The sequence below is a fragment of the Pseudomonas sp. Eqa60 genome (genome assembly GCF_018326405.1).
GTDB classification, from domain to species: Bacteria; Pseudomonadota; Gammaproteobacteria; order Pseudomonadales; family Pseudomonadaceae; genus Aquipseudomonas; species Aquipseudomonas protegens.
Genome location: NZ_AP024342.1, coordinates 4,402,894 through 4,420,405 on the forward strand (window position 1 = coordinate 4,402,894; position 17,512 = coordinate 4,420,405).

Genomic DNA, 17,512 nt, shown 5'->3' on the forward strand with positions numbered 1-17,512 from the left:
CACCCGAGCAGGACGGTGCCATGAGCCTTGTTTCCAGCCACACCCACGCCTTGTCGATCAACCCCGCCACTGGCGAGCAGATCGGCGCCTACCCCTACCAGTCCGAGGCTGAGCAGGACGCCGCGCTGAGCCGTGCCGCCGCTGGTTTCGCCCAGTGGAAACGCCAGAGCATCGCCGAGCGCGCCAGCCGCCTGAACGCACTGGCCCAGGCCCTGCGGGACAACAGCGAGGCCATGGCCCGCATGATCAGCCTGGAAATGGGCAAGCCCCTGCCCCAGGCCCGGGGCGAAATCGAAAAGTGCGCCCAGCTGTGCCTGTGGTATGCCGAGCACGGCCCGGCCATGCTGGCCCCGGAAGCGACCCTGGTAGAAAACGACAAGGCACGCATCGAGTACCGGCCACTGGGCCCCATCCTCGCGGTGATGCCGTGGAACTTCCCGATCTGGCAGGTGCTGCGCGGCGCGGTGCCGGCGCTGCTGGCGGGCAACACCTACGTGCTCAAGCACGCCCCGAATGTCATGGGCAGCGCCTACCTGCTGCTGGACGCCATGCAGCGCGCCGGTTTCCCTGAAGGGGTGTTCGAGCTGCTCAACGTCACCCCGGACGGCGTATCCGGCGCCATCGCCGACCGCCGCATCGCCGCTGTGACCCTCACCGGCAGCGTGCGCGCCGGCATCGCCATCGGCGCCCAGGCCGGCGCCGCGCTGAAGAAATGCGTGCTGGAACTGGGCGGCTCCGACCCCTTTATCGTGCTCAACGACGCCGACCTCGACGAAGCGGTCAAGGCCGCGGTGATCGGCCGCTACCAGAACACCGGCCAGGTCTGCGCCGCCGCCAAGCGCCTGATCATCGAGCAAGGGGTGGTCGCGGAGTTCACCCGCAAATTCGTCGAAGCCACCCGCGCCCTGATAATCGGCGACCCGCTGGCCAGCGACACCTACATCGGCCCCATGGCCCGCTTCGACCTGCGTGACGAGCTGCACCAGCAGGTCCAGGCGACCCTGGCCGAAGGCGCCACCCTGCTGCTGGGCGGCGACAAGGTCGAAGGCGCCGGCAACTATTACCAACCCACGGTGCTGGCCAACGTCACCGAGCAGATGACCGCCTTCAGGCAGGAACTGTTCGGCCCGGTGGCCGCCATCATCAGCGCCCGGGATGCGCAGCACGCCCTGGAACTGGCCAACGACAGCGAGTTCGGCCTCACCGCCACGATCTTCACCCAGGACCTGGAACGGGCCCGGCAGATGACCGACGAGCTGGAAACCGGCGGCGTGTTCATCAACGGCTATAGCGCCAGCGACCCCCGGGTGACCTTCGGCGGAGTGAAAAAAAGCGGCTTCGGGCGCGAGCTGTCGCACTTTGGCGTACGCGAATTCTGCAATGCGCAGACGGTGTGGCTGGATCGCCGGTAAGACCGGGCGGCCACCCAAGGGCGCAATGCCCGGATGAAAAAACGGACCTGGATCAGGTCCGTTTTCTGGAGGGCTCAAATGGTGTTCAGCACAAAATACAGCAGCAATATCCCGGCGATCACCAGCCCCTCATGATCATGGGTAAACCCCCACCAAGCGCCATAGAACGCGGCCCCTACGCCTAGAGCCGTCAGCAGAGCAAAACCATACATCCTGGCCCTGAACCAGAATGATGGACGCTCGCACAGATCGGCCCCTGTCGGAGCAGGCAGCAAGGGGGTCGCGATATGCGGGGCCAGCACATAGTTGACGATATTCGGCTGGTTCGGCCGTTGCAGGGGTTTGCCGTGATCGCCCTTGAACCACAGGGTCTGAGGCTGGGTCGGCAAATCACGCAGTTCGTCGAAGCCATCGACGCCACCGGTTCCCACGTCACGAAAGCCGATCAAGTGCAGGCCCCGGCACAACCCGCCTACGGGCCAGTCCTCGGAACTGCACTGGTTCGCCACAGTCGCCACCTGACACCGCAACATCATCCGCTGCCATGGAAACTCCCGAGGCAGTACGCTGCCCGCCAGGTACACCCGATCGAACTTCAGTGACGACACCTCAAGCAGGCTGGTGCCAAGGATATAGGTGCCATTACTGTGGCCGACAAAGTGGAACTGCACGTCGGGATTGCGCGCCACGTGGTAGCTGTAACGGTCGAGAAACCAGGCCAGGTTGCCGCGACGCACCCACGGCAAGGCAAACTTGATTGCGGAAAACCAGCCATAAGTGGAGCGATCCACCAACACCGGCGACTCATGACCCGAGCAGGCAGCGGCCAGTGGCTTGCCCTGCCCGTCGGACTTGGCCTGTTGCTCTATGGCTTCGGCAATGTCGGTGACCCAGCCCGAATTGCCGTCACGGATACCGTGGAGTACGAACACCACTCGCCCAGGTCCGGTGGCTGGCAACTCGCCGGCCTGCTCGGGCTCGTGTAGTTGAGGGTCCGGGTTCCGGAACACCTCCATTATCCGCATAAACCCCGCGGCCCCAGGAGGCGCCGCCGGATCGAATAGGTTGCTGTGATCGGCCCCTCGATGGTCACCGTGTAGGAGTTGGCAAACGCTTCGGTATCGCGCACATCCTCACGGGCCACCACACCATCGATATCACCGAGAAACTGCACGACAAAAGGTCGGTGTTCATCGTCCCGTTCATGGAAATGACGCATCCAGGACAAGCGCAGGTCGGTAACAAAAAAAGAGCCCTTTTCCAACTCCATGAGCCAGCCCAGGGTAAACCAGGAGGGAGGCTTGAGCAGCAGCCACTGCAGCGAAACCAGCTTCATCAGCGCCATGCCCAAGGCCCAGGTAGCGGTTGCGTAAGGGCGAAAGCCGCGGTTGATGGAGGCAAACAACAGCACCGACTCGACCTTGCTCCACCATGCCCCTCGTGACGGCTGATCCAGGTAGGCACCTGCCGCCAGCAGATAGGCATCACGCACAATCATGCCGCCAGCGCTGTGCCCCAGCAGAATGATTCGGCTGTATTGCGGGGCCAACGCATCGATTTTCGCCATCAGTTCCAACGAGAGATCCCGCACCCGAGCCGCACGAAAGAGGTTTCTCACACCGCGAGTATCGTGATGATGCCAATGGCCAGTGATCCCCTGCTCGCGCAGCCGATCCTCAAGCCGCCTCCAGGCCCCATCGTGATTACCCAAGCCACCAACCACGACAATGAGCGGTTCTACGCGCATGGAGCACCTCCCTGTGGATTGCCTTGCGCCACCTGCGAACGGTGCTGGCGTCGCGCCACCTTAGGTATAGGTTCTTTTGCAGGTCCTGCGCGCAAGCCCCCCACCTTTTTCGCAGCAGGCTCAGGGCCAGCACCTTTTGGCCTCCCCGGACATTGCCAAGTCCCATCCGATTGTTGCACCAGCCGGCAAAACTGCTACAAATGCGCCGCTCCTGATTCAGTCCGCCCCCCAGGACTGCACCCTCTTTCGCCAAGGGACTTGCCGATGCCGACCCTGACTCCGAATATTCAATTCAGATTTGATCAAGTCGATACCCGACTCGGTGCCCCGGATTTCTGGTCGTGGGCGTTCTCCAACGCACGAGACCCGTTCCTGCGCGGCGTCTTGATCGAATACCTGCTATGCCAGCACCTGATCTCCCATGCGGAGGAAATTGCCGGCAAGCTGGTGGAGCACTTCACTTTTCAGAACCCTTACCCCGACAACCTGAGCAAAAGCCTGAGAAAGAGTTTCGAGTTCCAGCATCAAGGCGATGTATTCGATCTGCAACTGACCTGGGGGTTGACCATCGAAATCAAAAGCACCGCCTCGCCCAAGCATTGGCGTATCAACAAGACCTCATACTGGAACCTGCTGCTGGACAAGAATCTCAAGAGAAAAGGCTTCCAGGCTCACTACTACATTCTCGCCGAACTCACAAAGAGCCCGCGGACCGACCAGGGCGCCCTGACCTTTGAAAACATTCGCTTCCACCTACTGTCGAGGGATGATCTGGAGGCCTTGGCCGGTACCAAGAACCATGTGACTTTCGATCAATTCTCGTCGCTGTCCCTGGCCCAAAAACAGACATGCGACTATCAGCAACTGCCTTTCAGGCTCAAGGCACTGGTGAATCGTCGATTTGCCCTAAGCCTCAACCAGATCGAGCGGGGTTGGAAAATCCCCCTGCCCCGGGTCCGGGGCGCCTTCCCGCTGGCAGTGGAGAAAGACGGGGTGATTCACGCCGGATATTACTGTGGCACTAGCAAGAAGCCTCTGAATCGCTTCGATGTTCCTTGGCGCAAAGGCTTCACTCCCACCTGGAAAGACTGGGAATCCGTGGGGCTGCGCTTCGTGCCGGAGCGATGATCGAAAGCACATCACAATACCCACCGGAGGCCGCCCGCACGGCTGAACCTGCCCCTAGGGCAAGGCCGAGAGTGCCTGGGCTTGAGCGCTAGTGCCTTCAGATATTTCATTCTTTTAAGAATTTTCTTGAAGCAAGCAAGCCTGCCTCATTCTTATGATGCTGCTCTTTGGCATTACTCTGAGGTCCGCTATGTGCTCCTCCCTGCAAAAGTTCATCGTTCGTCTTCCAGGCGACCTGCACAACCAGCTCAAACACATTGCCAAACGAGAAAACCGCAGCATGAACAATGAAATCGTCGACCGCCTGGAAAAGTCCCTGGTCGTCGATGAAACCCGTGAGATGAATGAGAAACTCATCAGCCTGCTGCTGCGCAAGGTCGATTCCATGGAGGAGCGGATCAAGTACCTGCAGATGGGCCACCCGGAGCCCGAGCAGGATTGCCCACGGCCTTGTTACGCAAGGACTTGAAGCGGCCACTCCCGCCACGCGATCTTCTGCCTCTTCCGCCTTTACCCCCTCGCTGCAGCTTGTATGATGGCGCCTGCCCGACAGTACCCAGCGGCAACCGCCAGGCCCTGACCTGATGCTCGCAGGGCTCCCCCGCTGTTCCTCACTACACACGCAGGTCGACGCTCCTAGCCTTCCCAGGAACCTCCCCCGGCTTCTGCCATGGGGCCGCGTCGCCTTCTAGGATTGTTCATGAGCCGGATTCACCCGACTGCCCCCGCGCGCACCTGCAGCTCAGCTTTGCCCCTCAACCGCCTGACCCTGGGCCTGCTGCTGGCCGGCAGCAGCGCCGTGGCCAACGCCGCGGGCACCCAGTTGCCGACCCAGACCGTCAGCGGCGAAGAGCCCTACGGCTATCGCGTCGACAGCGCCTCGGTGGGTGGTTTCAGCGAAGCGCCCTTGCTGGATACCCCGGCCTCCATCAGCGTGATCAATGAAGACATGATCCTCGACCAGCAGGCCCGCCTGCTCAGCGACGTGCTGAAGAACGATGCCTCGGTGGGCCAGAGCTACGCGCCGGTGGGCTATTACGAAAACTTCGAGGTGCGCGGCTTCTCGCTGAATGCCGCCAGCAGCTACAAGATCAACAACCGCACCATCACCGGCGAACAGAACGTCGCCCTGGAAAACAAGCAGCGGGTGGAATTGCTCAAGGGCCTTTCCGGCCTGCAAAGCGGGGTCAGCGAGCCCGGCGGACTGATCAACTATGTGACCAAGCGGCCCACGGACATTCGTTCGGTGACCGTTTCCACCGACGACCGCGGCAACGGCTACCTGGCCACCGATATCGGCGGTTGGTTCGGCAGCGAACAGCAGTTCGGCCTGCGCGCCAACCTGGCCCATGAAGACCTGCACTCCTACGTCGAGCACACCAATGGCCAGCGCGACTTCGCCTCCCTGGCCCTGGACTGGAACATCAGCCCCGACGCCCTGCTGCAACTGGACATCGAATACCAGAACAAGCAGCAGCGCTCGGCACCGGGCTATCAACTGCTGGGGGGCTCCAGCCTGCCCCACCACGCCTCGCCGAAAAGACTCCTGGGGCACCAGAGCGGGTCAAAGCCGGTGACCAATGAATCGCTGAACATCGGCGGCAATTTCGAGTACCGCTTCAACGACGACTGGAAGGGCAATCTCAGTGCGTCGCGCAGCCGGGTGGTGATCGATGACTACAGTTCGTTTGCCTGGGGCGGCTGTACCACCGGCTGCATCAACGCCAACGGCAACTACTTCAGCCCCGAAGGCAACTACGACATCTACGACTTCCGCAGCCCCGACGACACCCGGCGCAATGATGAAGTGCAGGCGGTGCTCAATGGCCGCTTCGACGCCGCGGGCCTGGGGCATGAGTTGAGCGTGGGGACCAGTGCGTTTCGCCGTGTGGTGGACCGGCGCGAGTCCATCAATCAATGGATTGGCACGGGCAATATCCAGAGCGAGCCTGAGAACTTCGGCCGCTACGACGGCGCCCTCAACGACACCCACAAACGCCTGGACAGCCGCCAATACGGCCTGTTCCTCAGCGACCGCATCAGCTTCAACGAACAGTGGCAGACCGTCCTCGGCGGGCGCGAAGTACGCCTGGACGAAGAGAGCTTCGACAAGGACGGCGTGCGCGATCGCCACACCCAACGCTATGTATTCCTGCCCCAGGCCGCGCTGATCTACAAACCGATCAACAACATTTCGCTGTACACCCAGTACAGCAAGGGCCTGTCCCTCGGTGGCCAGGCCCCCTGGTTCGCCAGCAACAATGGCGAGACCCTCGCCCCCACCGTCTCGCGCCAAATCGAAACCGGGATCAAATATGACTGGCAGCGCATGAGTTTTACCGCCGCCCTGTTCCAGATGCGCCAGGCCTACCAGTACTCGCGCCCCGATGCCTCCGGGGGGTTCACCTACGTCCAGCAGGGCCAGCAAAAGAACACTGGCCTGGAGCTCTCCGCCAACGGTTGGGCCACCCAACGCCTGCAGATTGCCGCCAGCGTCGCGGCGATCCGCTCCCGGGTCGAGGGCACCGGTACCCCGGCCTACGAGGGGCACCAGACCCTCAACGTCCCGCGCCTGCGGGCCAGCCTGCAGGGCGACTACGCCCTGCCCTGGCTCGACGGCCTGGCCCTGCTGGGCGGCATGCAATACAGCGGCAGCCAATACGCCGACCACCAGGGCAACGTCGCCACCGGCGCCTACGCCATCTTCAACATCGGCAGCCGCTACAGCACCCGCATCGATGGCTACGACACCGTGTTCCGCCTGACCGTGGACAACCTGTTCGACAAGCGCTACTGGCGCGACACCGGGGAATACATGGGCGACGACTACCTGTTCCAGGGCGCGCCGCTGACGGCTCGGTTGAGTGCTTCGGTGAATTTCTGATGCAGCGCCAACCGCCCAGCGAGAATACGCCTCTCAAGTTAGCCGCTGTATTGTAGGAGCCGGCTTGCCGGCGAAGGCGGTCTCAAGGACACCTTCGCTGGCAAACCAGTGACTATGCGAATCTGTCAGGCATGCACAAAAAAGCCGGTCATCAAGACCGACTTGTCAGCGCCTGGTCTACTCGCCATCAAACCGGCTGCAAAGCCCGCAAGGCTTCAGGGTACTGGCTGGCCACACGCAGCAGCGTTTGAGCCGCGCCTGTCGGCTGGCGCCGGCCTTGCTCCCAATCCTGCAGTGTACGCAGGCTGACCCCCAACAGCGTGGCAAACGCACTCTGAGAGAGCCCCACCTTAGCCCGGGCCTCTGCCGCCCCGGACAGTTTTACCACCGTTGCACGCGCCGCCTTGCCGGCTTTCATCTGGCCCACCGAAGTCAGCAAATCCTTCTGAAACTGCTGCAGTTCATGGTCCATGACTGATTCCCTCTTTCAATTGATTCAGAAAGCCGATGGGCAGATTGTTTAACTTCGCCTTGGTGTAGACGATCAGCAACCAAATAAGACCTTCCGAAAGCAGGTTGTAGTAGATGACTCGTGTGCCGCCGCGCTTGCCGATGCCACTGCAAGACCAGCGCACCTTGCGCAGCCCTCCGGTACCGGGGATGACGTCTCCAACCCATGGGTCTGCGACCAACCAGGTGATGAATTCCAAGCGCTCGGCGTCATTCCAGATAGGCTCGGCGTAGCGCTTGAAGACCTCGGTTTCGATAACGGTATACATGGCTCCACCATCTACGGCAAGGCCGTACAGACGAACAGACAGGCATTCGTCCGACACAACCTGCTGGCGCTGGAAAGACCAATACCCCTGCCGCAACCAGGCATCGCAAGGGGTGGACGTTTGATCTACTCATCACCGAGGGTGGTCGCAATCATCGAGGGCAGCCACTGCTTACCGAAAATACAGATTTGCCTTACAGGCTCGGAGCCGATTTACCGGCGAAGGTGTCCTCAAGAGAGCCGTGGTAAACCAAGGCGCGTCACTCTGCAATGACTCGAAGCTGCCAACCTGCTTGATCGGTTACTTGGTCGGTTACTTGGTCGCTCTGGCGGCAGCCCCAAGGAGGATCACACGTCCAACCACCAGTTCAACAGCGTCTCATCCTCATCGTCGTCGAGGTTTTTATAGACATTGGCGTAGTACCACTCGATCCCGGTTTGCTCGCGGAAGCGATCGAACACCGCATTGATACGGTCCATGCCATTCCTTGCAGGAACAGCGAATGACAGGTTCCCCTCGAACAGCCCATCCAGGGTTCCACCCAGCTCACCAGCGACCTCGTTTTCAAGCGCACTGATCACCGCCGGATCAATGTAATCGGCATAGATCTGAATGCAGAAATTCCCGCCCCGTTTCAGCACTTGCGCCGGAGCATCGGGATTGCGGATGGAAACGATATCGCCCCGCGCCAGGTTCTGTGCCAGCCCCGGTGAAGACAGCAACTCGTAGGTATCCTCATCGATGCGCCGCGCCAGCAACTCCTCGCGAACGGCGCCATCGTCATCGGCCATGTACACCTGAATCAGCACAGGGGATTGCTTGTCATCCATACGAGGCTCCACCACTTCCAGGTTCAACACCAGACTCATCTAATCCACCAGCCGCCACGTCCCCAAAGGGCGCAAACGAACGGGCCTCAAGGCAACGGCGCAAAGCTCCCACCGCCCTCATTCCACCGAAACCCCGGAAACGTGCAGTCCTTGAAAGCAATCCGCAGTTGCTCCCCCTCACCCTGCAACTGCAAGGTATCCACCCCCTGATTCGGACAGCCCGGTGCCGCGATCGCCAGGCTCACCAGCAACTTGCCGGTGGCCTTGTCCATCACCTCCACCGTCGTAATCCGCTGATCATTGCCCGGCATCGGCACCTGGAAATACCAGCGCTTGGTGGAAGCACTCTGCAGCAGCGTGGTGACCGGCTGCGGCCACGAGCGATCCGAATCCACCAGGCCCACCAGCTTCAGCGCAATGGGCAAGGACTTGCCCGTGCGATAACTGGTCCAGGTGCCGCGTACCTGCTCCTGCTGGCGGGAGTTCAGCAAGTCATTGAACTGCAGACGCGCCACCGGCAAGCCCTGCTCGTCCAGCTCATCCATGGCCAGCGTCTTGTTGCTGTAGCTGAAGGTCGGCTTGAGGCGGATCGGCGTGCGATAGCGCTGATAGGCATAGGTGCCCTGGTAGACCGCATTCTGGCTACCCAGGGTCAAGACAATCGCCTGCTTGCCCACCGTGCCCTCATACACCCCGTGGGACGCCTGCGCCGGCAACAGCCACAGCGCCAACACCAGCACCGCCAGCCCCGAGCAACATCAAACCCACGCATCAGAAACGCTCCTCGCCCGACGACAGATATTCCAGCCGATCAGGGCTGATCACCCGGTAATAATCCCAACGCCGAGTGCGCTTGTCGTAGTTGATGAAGTCCTGCTTGCTGAACTCCATCTGGCCACTGGGGGAAAAACGCAGATCACCGTCCACCGCGAACTGCTCCAACTGCGGATGACGCCGATAGGTCCGCAGATCCCGGCTGTACAGGTAGTACTGCGTGGGCGAGCACCACACCCGGCCATCCGCCTCCCCCACGCGATAGCCCTGGACCTGAAAGTCCATCCGCGCCTCGGCATGAAAATGCCCGAAGGTCAGCGTCCTGGTGCCCACGGACGACAGACACCACTGCCCGCTAATCTCCTGCACCCGCTTACCGGTGGCCCGGCTGATCACCCGGATACTGTCCACCTGCGCCACCTCCTCCCCGGCCTTGCGCGCGGCATGCACACTGAAATAGAAATCCCGATCGAACACCGGCTGCAACAACTCCCCCTCAAAGGCCTCCCGCTGACTGCCACCAAAGCGCGTCACCCGCTGCAACTGCAACGGCTGCTGCGTGCCCGTGCGCAAATCCACCAGACTGCCCTGCAACGCCTGCGCCCCCTCGGCGAACGGCTGCAACGACACCGCCGTTGCGGGCAGGGTCGGATTGTCCATGATGTTGATCAAGAGCCCGGAGCCGGGATGGAAAGGGGTGGATTCCAACGCCATGGGCAGGCGCTCGGACTCGGAGAACCAATAGCCGGACATACCGCCGCCGTATTGGGAGTCGTAGGTGAGCGCCAGTTCAACCGGGGTGTCGCCGAGGGTGCCGCGGTAGGTGGTGGTGGGGTTGGCTTGGGCGGTTGGGGTGATTAGCCCGAGGCCGAGCAAGAGTGCTGCGGTCAGGCGGAAAAGCAGGTGTGGCAGGTGACGCTGTTGGCCAGCCCTTGTTTGTGGACTGCTGCCAATGGGCTGGATCATGCCTGCGTTCCTTGCGGTGGGGAAAAGGGGCGCAGGATAGCAAAATCGATTGAAGGTCAGATGGATTTGCCGAGGCCTGGCCCGAATCTGAAATGGTCCAACAGGCTGTTGGACAATTGCCGTGGGGGCCCCACTCTGCTGCCGATTACCAAGCTGAAAGGCCCATACAGTTAGGGTCAGGCACAGCGGATATGAATTCCCTGGAGAGTTCAGCCGGTCCTTACTCGCAATAGAGACCATTCCTACAGAAGCGCCATTGTCCCGGACCTGCCCTGTCCCTATAGTTTTCTCGTTCGCTGAATTTTGTCAGCGGCAGGGTTTCGCAGCCCAAAAGAAAAGTCGAACTACACCGCCCATGCCAACTCAGGCACACTTCGCCTGCGTTTCGTTTTATGGCGGCTGTACGTGGGAGACCTCAGGGTCTGCCGGGTTTGTTCTTTTCCTCGGTCTGCGAACCCGCGTACAGCTGCCACCCGTTGATTCGCAGCAGCAGGTGGCAACTTTTCTATTCTTGAAAAGGACGATGCCATGAATGCTCGAGATCTATCCGAACGATTTATTCCCATGATCCCAATCGCCAGCGATGGGCCGGTGCTGTTTGTCGACAGCCAGGCGCCGTTGGTGGATTTGCATGCTTGTGCGAGTGAGCGATTGGTGACTGCGCTTGATTATCTGAATCTGATGAGCTGCACCACGTTGCGGGACTCGAACGATAAGGACATTGGCACGGTGACCAATACAGCGAGGTTGTTACTACAGGATGTGCGAGAGCTATTGAGAGCAATAGAAACTCAGGCTTTAAATATTTAATTAAGAACAAATAAGCCGGCACATGCCGGCTTATTAAAAACCCACACCCACTTACCCGCACTTCCAATCTCATCTAACTCTTTGAGAACCGAATAGGAACAGAGAAAAATGCAGCGTAAAAAATCGAAAAACTGAAAATTCAGTACTCTATGAAGACGACTACAAATCGAATATCACCGCCAGAACATCAGGCCACCCATTTTTGGAAAGACCTTTCCCACCACACCCTTCATCTCGCAAATGGCAGCACAATCTAAAAGCCCTACGAGCTGTAGGAGAATCACACATAAATCCTCATGAAAAATCTCATTTCGCGATCACCCAACAATAAAGCTAACACTGCGAGCTCGAGCTGAAACTACCTATGTGTAGGCTCCCTCAGATAGATAATTCTACATTTAACGAAAAACTCATGACACGCAATTAACACAACAACAATCAGCGAAATCCGGCCTAACCAATCTGAGTTACAGTGAGACCGGAATATAAGAAGCACTTATAATAAATATACCTAAAGCCTATGACACCTACTCAGCGTATCTCCGGAATATTGGTATTCGCCTCCGAATACTTGAAGTCCCTGACCAAGGACCAGCACTCGAGCTTCTTGGCCCATTCGGAAATCATCTTCCCATTTGCACCGCGATGAAGTGCTTCATTTACTTCACAAGCCCAAGTAGCCAACTGTCTTTGTAGCTCAGGCGAAATATTCTGAGCCTGCCAGACACGTTGAAAATCAAAACCTAGCCCAAGTTTAAGTGCAAGAACCGAAACTGTGTATACGGTAATATTTCCCTGAAATGCCGGGAATAGAGGCCTTATCAATTTCTGAGCAGATTTGAACAGGATGGCCTTTGCAATCATTTCCTTGAACTGATTTTGATCAGGAATTACATCCTCTCCGGAGCTTTCTCGCTCTCCCAACTCATCCATGAAGGCCTGAAAATTCTTTTGACTGCCCAGCCCTACAACGTGGGGTTTCTGATCCCAAGCGAACAAAAACTTAGCTAGGTCCGGTTTTGTGATTTTGCGATAGGGAGGAATTGCTGCCTGAAGTTTTTTCTTTTGAACAACCGTTGTCGCCTCTTTTTCAAGCATCACCTTGTAACTGCCGGCCGATCGTTCATAGAACCAGCGCCCCACACCATCCGGACAATATGTACGCATGGACAGTTTTTCCAGTTCTCGATGAAATGGCTTGTTTGCTGAAAGATCTGATTGCTTTACTACGTTTTGGCTATTGGCATAGCGAGATATATTCGAGATCAACTCCTCGTCATCTCCCTGACCATTTCTGAGCACGATAATCTTCGCTGGAACTCGGACACTACTGAGATCTATTTCGGGGTTTTTTTTCTTGGCGAAATAAATGGAGGCTGTAGTCTGTCCACCATTGACGATCTGCATGCCCTGAAGCCACAGAATGCCAGTAGATCCGTCTGGTGTGCGATCTAACTTCGCAGCATCGGCCACTACAACAATGCCATTGTTATAAGCCATGAATCGATCCGGATTACTCCGCAAACTGTCACGAATCCCCTTGTTTACGCCTCTGCTACCAACACCAAGGAATGAACGTACGTTTGCCTCAAGAATACGTGGTCCGTACTTCTCGTATAGAAAACGCAAAGCCTCGCCGGGGACTGCCGTTAGAGCATAGTCATATTCGTCATCACCTGCCCCAGGGACCCATACGCTAGGCAATGCCATACCACAGAGATCCTGAAAGTTAACTACCAGCTCATCCCGGGGCCGGCCCTGCTGCCAATGGTTGAATAACCGCTGAATGTCCATGACCTCAAGGCGCACCTGTTTGCCCTCGATATCCTGAGGTGCATAGTTCCTTGTCTTAACCTGGCCATCGGTAATTACAAAAATCCGGATGCTATCCAGAGCGGTAAATATACGCTCAACCTCCGTAACAAGTGGGTATGCCTCGTTGGTTTCATCTAGCGCCTCTGAAAGTTTTCCCGTCGCACAAAACTTGAGAAAATGCAGCCCTTGCTTGGCAGCCCTGCCGATTTCAGTATCTGGGATGTCCTCAATATCCTCGAGCCCCTTGTAAAGGCTGACGAACAAATCCAGCCGGTCGGGGTTTCCCAGTTCGTCAGTTGTGTCCGAGACAGAATAACCACTGATTTTGACTTTGTAGGATCCGACCTTGGCACCGTAATGGCAGACTGTTGGCTCGAAGGTTATTCCTTCATCGGCCATATGAGCCATTACATGCTCAGTAAATACAGCCTCTGCTGGCACAGGGGCTTCACCAGGTGCAATATCCTTCAAAACTTCCTCTCGGACCGATGCCTGGGTGTCCCGCAAAAAATCCACAAGTTCCATCAAATGACTCCAAGTTGCTCAAGCACATCTACCAACAGATGGTTATCGGCTGGTATCAATGCCAGATCGAGCTCGTACTGCGCTCGACGAATAGCTGTCGAGATACTGAAAGGCGTCAGCCTCGGAAATTCCGCATCAACGAGATGCATCCTTATCTCGCTCAATGAAAAACGACGCGTATAGTTTTCTGCCTGCATGTCCAAATAACCGGCCTGATGAAGTGCTTGCTCGAAGAGTCTGGTCGCTGCAGAGTCAGGCTCCAGCAGACAGCGTAGATCAGTCACAGCCTCGGGAAGTGACATTCCCAAATCCGCTGAACCGAAGCGAAGTGCGGCGAGAAAGAGCGGTGGACACTGGGATTCGTCGAGCTGATCCAGGGAAGTAATTTTCACCGGGAAGCCTTCAGTTGCCATTGTGGACTTGACCTCTATTGCGCCCATACCAATTTGAAAGTCATGAAGCCCGTCGAGCGGCCCTTTCCACCCTTGCACTGCTGAGAATAGCAATACGCCCTCATCAATCAGATGCCGCAGTAAACAGAGTTCACCCATAAGCCCCAGTTCAGCTTCGGGCCCCAAACCCTCGCGTCCTTTACGCATGAACTCCTGCCACCCACGCACTCTTCCGAGCAGTCGCTGATATACAAGTTCTTCGGTACAGCCGTTATCGGAATCCAGTAGTCCACATAAATCGGCGACTACGGCTGCAAAAAGCTCCAAGCTACCTTCAGGTTGACGAACGATCGCGAGCCAGTGGTGATCACCCGCAGCCTCACCCAACCCTACACTTTCAATCCGAAACCCTTGCCCCTGAGGCAATTGCGAGTTAGGTGCCGTTCTACAGCTTGAAAAGCCGACTAAAACAGACTCCTCATTTCCCGGCGCATGCCTGGCTGCCTTAACCCTGATTGTTGCTTTCTGAAATAGATCAATCGATCGCCACCCCTGAGCCCAGGCGTTGCCGGGAAGAGCTCGCCAAATGCCAAGCAATTCGGAACTACTCACTGCCGCCATTATTGTTGCTGCTCCCACATAAGGTTAGTGACGACATAGGGCACCGACTTTCCCGCATTGCTGGAAGGAAAGCTGATTGCAAATGCAACGACAGGCACCTCAACGCCCAAAATTCCAGAGTCCTTTAGGTCAAGAAGGTACATAAGTAGAAGTCCTCTTTCGGGATGCGGCGCTACTTTCCCACGCCCCTGGCCACGGACACGCCTGACGTAAGGTCCGCCTGGGGTCTCGGGCAACTCCTTACTTCTGGAGCGAACGGGGTCGGGTTTCCAGTCTTTACGAGTCCATTCAAGTGCGGCATTCCACGATGACTCGTCAAGGTCCAGAGCCTCATCATGAGGCGAGAGGAGGCGACCTATGGAATATTTATCAGCTTCTCGAGACTTGTTTGTGCGCTTCATTCGTTTTATCGGAAAGCCTGCGACATTTTCGGTGCCGGCAGTACCACCAGCGATAACCGCAACCGTCCAGGAAGTAAGCTCGCCAGACCGACTCATCTCTTCGATGAAGTTCGCAAGCAGATCACTTCTCACTTTTCTGGAGTCAGGATGAGTCTGGTACGCCCTCAGAAACTCAATAACAGCCTGAGCTTCAACACCATTCCAACTCACACCGTTCCAGCTATCAATTCGGCCGTTTCGGCCCTGCGGAGGAATCTCCGATGCCTTACCCATGTTGGATACAAAAGAGTTGAAAGCCATGACATTCTGTCTGAGCAGGGCCGGATCCCTGAAGAAACTGACCGTTTCAACAATATCTCCGCTGAAAGACAGATACAGGGTTTTAGCGGTCCTCATTTTCAGTGGTGAAGTCACCATCAATACAGGGTGAGAGACAACCTTGAGACCGTACTGACGTGGGGTCAGCCCGCTTTCCATCATGAAGTCGAACTCAGCTCTCAGCTCTTCCGCTGCATCTGCAATGTGTTCAAACCATTCAACCAGATCCGCTGTGGTATAGAGGCGACACAAGTCCAAGTAACCAGGTCGATAACCGAACCACCGTCCCATCTGCATCAACGTGTCATACATTTTGGAGGCCCGAAGAAAATAGCTGACACATAGACCTTCAAGTGTGAGCCCTCGGGCCAGCTTGTCTCCTCCAATTGCAATGACCTTTAGCCCCGTGGCGCTGTCGACATAGTCCAGCGCATCTTTTGCAGTACCGTTGATCATGCGCACATCGATCTGCTCCAACAGATCTGGTAACGCTTGCTCTATCTCGAACCAGTCATCGGCTTGACGCCGAAAGTTCTCGCCCATCTGTTTTTCAATTTCGTGGCTTGTCGTCCGGATGTCTCTATTCCACAGGCTGCGCAATTCGGCCAGTACCCCCTCATGGTCGATGCGTCTTCTAAGCCGCTGCTTCAACTGCATGATGTAATTACGAACCTGCCCATGTACATGCTGCTGAACCAAGTTGAATCGTGTTACGTGCACTAGCATGGAGCTGTGCTCGGCCCCCTGCCCCCGCAATTGACGAATGGTGCTTGCCAATACGAATGCCTGTATTGCCTCGACCAGCGAAGGAGGCATGACGTCGGAAGGAACGTAATTGCTTTTGTGACCAACAGGCATCCAACCGCCCTTTCCGTCGGTGGAGCAGTGATCCGTGACTGGGCGGACCAAATCAAGAGCGCCTATGCGCCCATTCTCTCCCGCGAGTCCGAATACCCTTGACGGACCGATATAGCTTGAGGGCGCCGAGAGATTGGTAATGAATGCCGCTGGGAACAGATCCGGCCCTTCCTTTACTGTCTCACCCTGCTCGTGGATATAGATGTTTGCAAACGGTGTAGCCGTATAGCCGACATAGGCCTTCCTCGAGAAGGAGTGCAGTATCTGACGAATCAGGCTGTTGATTGCCGTGGGTTCATGTTCGAGGTCAGGCTGACCGTTTTCGTCGACTACCTTCTCACCGGTATCCACTGACGCATGATCTGCCTCGTCGTCAACTATCAGTAAAGGGAGATGGGTTACCAGAGGGCGGCCGGTTTCCGGATCAGTCGTTTCTGCAACATGCTTGTGAATCCATTTAAGCAGGCGCTGCAGAACAGTTTTGTTCTTCTTGACGACGAACAACCACGGTTTCTGCTCAGGCGAGACACCAAGATTTCTCACAAATCTGGTGTTGAAATCTCCAGTCTCGGTCCTGTTGGTAACGTACTGAGGGCGTAACGCGGGAGAGGGGTCAATTTTTCCAACTCCGATAGCCACGTTCCCCTCCCCCTCAATTGGGCTGGTTTCATAGCCGAGAAACCCCTCATCCAGTCGCATCTGCGTCTGCGAGCGCAGATTGTTGTGGAGCCCCGCAAGTACGATGATGATTTTATATCCGGCGTCTGCCGCCTTGCATATGAGCCCCGTATAATTCCCGGTCTTGCCCGACTGCACGTGGCCGACCACCATGCCACGACGATCCCACGGACCTTCGCGCCGAGGGTCCTCAAGCATGGAAAGAACGTTATCGGTGGTTTCATCGAGTGCTTCCACAGCACTCCATGGCAACTTCTTTTCCTGCCACTCTCTGTAACGGCGCCAGTAACGCCACTCCTTCTTGGCCTCACTGGTTAGCCAGGGGACGTGCCCGGCCATGTCGACAAGAGAAGATTCCTTACCGACCCAAACACTGAACCGCCTGATGAGTTCGTCGGTGACTGCGTCGCGATCAAGTCCTTCGGCCTTGTTCGGCATGATCTTTAGTACCATGTCGATCTTTTGTGAAATGAGCGCCGGAGTAATCGCCGACTTGCCCTGCAAGTCCACGATCATCTCTTGGACGAACTTGACCACACTCCATTTGTTGTCTTCGGACATTCGTCGCAACTCC

At 57.3% G+C, this 17,512-nt stretch carries 15 protein-coding genes; 5 read left to right on the plus strand and 10 right to left on the minus strand.

All coding sequences use genetic code 11. The features are described from left to right. Positions 1 to 20 precede the first annotated feature (20 nt). Positions 21 to 1,412 (plus strand): aldehyde dehydrogenase family protein, encoded by a 1,392-nt coding sequence (locus KI242_RS19795; RefSeq protein ID WP_053152632.1) that lies wholly within the window; start codon positions 21 to 23, stop codon positions 1,410 to 1,412. A gap of 74 nt (positions 1,413 to 1,486) precedes the next feature. Here the strand turns inward: KI242_RS19795 and KI242_RS31865 are convergent, their stop codons facing one another. Both KI242_RS31865 and KI242_RS31870 read right to left on the minus strand, forming a co-directional pair. Next, a complete protein-coding gene (locus tag KI242_RS31865; protein WP_244868143.1) occupies positions 1,487 to 2,347 on the minus strand; it encodes a hypothetical protein in 861 nt (286 codons plus the stop codon). 80 nt (positions 2,348 to 2,427) lie between these two features. Then, positions 2,428 to 3,159: an alpha/beta fold hydrolase gene (locus KI242_RS31870; protein WP_244868144.1), complete on the minus strand. Its 732-nt coding sequence runs from the start codon at positions 3,157 to 3,159 to the stop codon at positions 2,428 to 2,430. Between the two features lie 264 nt (positions 3,160 to 3,423). On the opposite strand from KI242_RS31870, the gene KI242_RS19805 reads away from it, so the two are divergent. The 3 genes from KI242_RS19805 to KI242_RS19815 all read left to right on the plus strand — a co-directional run bounded on the left by KI242_RS19805 (position 3,424) and on the right by KI242_RS19815 (position 7,171). After that, positions 3,424 to 4,287, plus strand: a complete 864-nt coding sequence (locus tag KI242_RS19805) for a hypothetical protein (protein WP_212805467.1) — start codon at positions 3,424 to 3,426, stop codon at positions 4,285 to 4,287. Between the two features lie 190 nt (positions 4,288 to 4,477). Continuing rightward, positions 4,478 to 4,756 (plus strand): Arc family DNA-binding protein, encoded by a 279-nt coding sequence (locus tag KI242_RS19810; protein WP_053152634.1) that lies wholly within the window; start codon positions 4,478 to 4,480, stop codon positions 4,754 to 4,756. Positions 4,757 to 4,987: 231 nt separating this feature from the next. After that, on the plus strand, positions 4,988 to 7,171 hold the full coding sequence (locus KI242_RS19815) for a TonB-dependent siderophore receptor (RefSeq protein ID WP_212805468.1): 2,184 nt from the start codon (positions 4,988 to 4,990) through the stop codon (positions 7,169 to 7,171). Between the two features lie 187 nt (positions 7,172 to 7,358). Here KI242_RS19815 and KI242_RS19820 read toward each other — a convergent pair whose 3' ends face one another. From KI242_RS19820 to KI242_RS19840, 5 genes are all read right to left on the minus strand, one after another. Next, entirely contained in the window at positions 7,359 to 7,643 is a 285-nt protein-coding gene (locus tag KI242_RS19820; RefSeq protein WP_015636246.1) for a helix-turn-helix domain-containing protein, read from the minus strand. After that, entirely contained in the window at positions 7,633 to 7,950 is a 318-nt protein-coding gene (locus KI242_RS19825; protein WP_123430749.1) for a transcriptional regulator, read from the minus strand. The genes KI242_RS19820 and KI242_RS19825 overlap by 11 nt, the downstream gene beginning before the upstream one ends. Before the next feature lie 347 nt (positions 7,951 to 8,297). Then, positions 8,298 to 8,780 carry a DUF4265 domain-containing protein gene (locus tag KI242_RS19830; RefSeq protein ID WP_183001025.1) on the minus strand — a complete coding sequence of 161 codons (483 nt, stop codon included), beginning with the start codon at positions 8,778 to 8,780 and terminating at the stop codon, positions 8,298 to 8,300. An 86-nt stretch (positions 8,781 to 8,866) separates the two neighbouring features. After that, positions 8,867 to 9,514, minus strand: coding sequence for a hypothetical protein (locus KI242_RS19835; protein WP_244868145.1), 648 nt, complete (start codon positions 9,512 to 9,514; stop codon positions 8,867 to 8,869). 37 nt (positions 9,515 to 9,551) lie between these two features. After that, complete coding sequence (locus KI242_RS19840; RefSeq protein WP_212805469.1) at positions 9,552 to 10,520, minus strand: hypothetical protein; 969 nt, start codon at positions 10,518 to 10,520, stop codon at positions 9,552 to 9,554. A 528-nt stretch (positions 10,521 to 11,048) separates the two neighbouring features. Between KI242_RS19840 and KI242_RS19845 the strand changes: the two genes are divergently transcribed. Beyond that, positions 11,049 to 11,330: a fructose-bisphosphate aldolase gene (locus KI242_RS19845; RefSeq protein WP_212805470.1), complete on the plus strand. Its 282-nt coding sequence runs from the start codon at positions 11,049 to 11,051 to the stop codon at positions 11,328 to 11,330. 531 nt (positions 11,331 to 11,861) lie between these two features. Here the strand turns inward: KI242_RS19845 and KI242_RS19850 are convergent. Genes KI242_RS19850 through KI242_RS19860 form a run of 3 tightly spaced genes read right to left on the minus strand, consistent with a single transcriptional unit; the run spans position 11,862 to position 17,499 of the window. After that, positions 11,862 to 13,670 (minus strand): AIPR family protein, encoded by a 1,809-nt coding sequence (locus tag KI242_RS19850; protein ID WP_212805471.1) that lies wholly within the window; start codon positions 13,668 to 13,670, stop codon positions 11,862 to 11,864. Continuing rightward, complete coding sequence (locus KI242_RS19855; protein WP_212805472.1) at positions 13,670 to 14,683, minus strand: PD-(D/E)XK motif protein; 1,014 nt, start codon at positions 14,681 to 14,683, stop codon at positions 13,670 to 13,672. The genes KI242_RS19850 and KI242_RS19855 overlap by 1 nt, the downstream gene beginning before the upstream one ends. Continuing rightward, positions 14,683 to 17,499 (minus strand): Z1 domain-containing protein, encoded by a 2,817-nt coding sequence (locus tag KI242_RS19860; RefSeq protein ID WP_212805473.1) that lies wholly within the window; start codon positions 17,497 to 17,499, stop codon positions 14,683 to 14,685. The genes KI242_RS19855 and KI242_RS19860 overlap by 1 nt, the downstream gene beginning before the upstream one ends. Between the last annotated feature and the right edge of the window lie 13 nt (positions 17,500 to 17,512).

Coding starts and splice junctions, on each gene's coding strand:
- KI242_RS19795 (WP_053152632.1), top strand. CDS start 21: ATGAGCCTTGTTTCCAGCCACACCCACGCCTTGTCGATCAACCCCGCC.
- KI242_RS31870 (WP_244868144.1), bottom strand. CDS start 3,159: ATGCGCGTAGAACCGCTCATTGTCGTGGTTGGTGGCTTGGGTAATCAC.
- KI242_RS19805 (WP_212805467.1), top strand. CDS start 3,424: ATGCCGACCCTGACTCCGAATATTCAATTCAGATTTGATCAAGTCGAT.
- KI242_RS19810 (WP_053152634.1), top strand. CDS start 4,478: ATGTGCTCCTCCCTGCAAAAGTTCATCGTTCGTCTTCCAGGCGACCTG.
- KI242_RS19815 (WP_212805468.1), top strand. CDS start 4,988: ATGAGCCGGATTCACCCGACTGCCCCCGCGCGCACCTGCAGCTCAGCT.
- KI242_RS19820 (WP_015636246.1), bottom strand. CDS start 7,643: ATGGACCATGAACTGCAGCAGTTTCAGAAGGATTTGCTGACTTCGGTG.
- KI242_RS19825 (WP_123430749.1), bottom strand. CDS start 7,950: ATGTATACCGTTATCGAAACCGAGGTCTTCAAGCGCTACGCCGAGCCT.
- KI242_RS19830 (WP_183001025.1), bottom strand. CDS start 8,780: ATGGATGACAAGCAATCCCCTGTGCTGATTCAGGTGTACATGGCCGAT.
- KI242_RS19840 (WP_212805469.1), bottom strand. CDS start 10,520: ATGATCCAGCCCATTGGCAGCAGTCCACAAACAAGGGCTGGCCAACAG.
- KI242_RS19845 (WP_212805470.1), top strand. CDS start 11,049: ATGAATGCTCGAGATCTATCCGAACGATTTATTCCCATGATCCCAATC.
- KI242_RS19850 (WP_212805471.1), bottom strand. CDS start 13,670: ATGGAACTTGTGGATTTTTTGCGGGACACCCAGGCATCGGTCCGAGAG.
- KI242_RS19855 (WP_212805472.1), bottom strand. CDS start 14,683: ATGGCGGCAGTGAGTAGTTCCGAATTGCTTGGCATTTGGCGAGCTCTT.
- KI242_RS19860 (WP_212805473.1), bottom strand. CDS start 17,499: ATGTCCGAAGACAACAAATGGAGTGTGGTCAAGTTCGTCCAAGAGATG.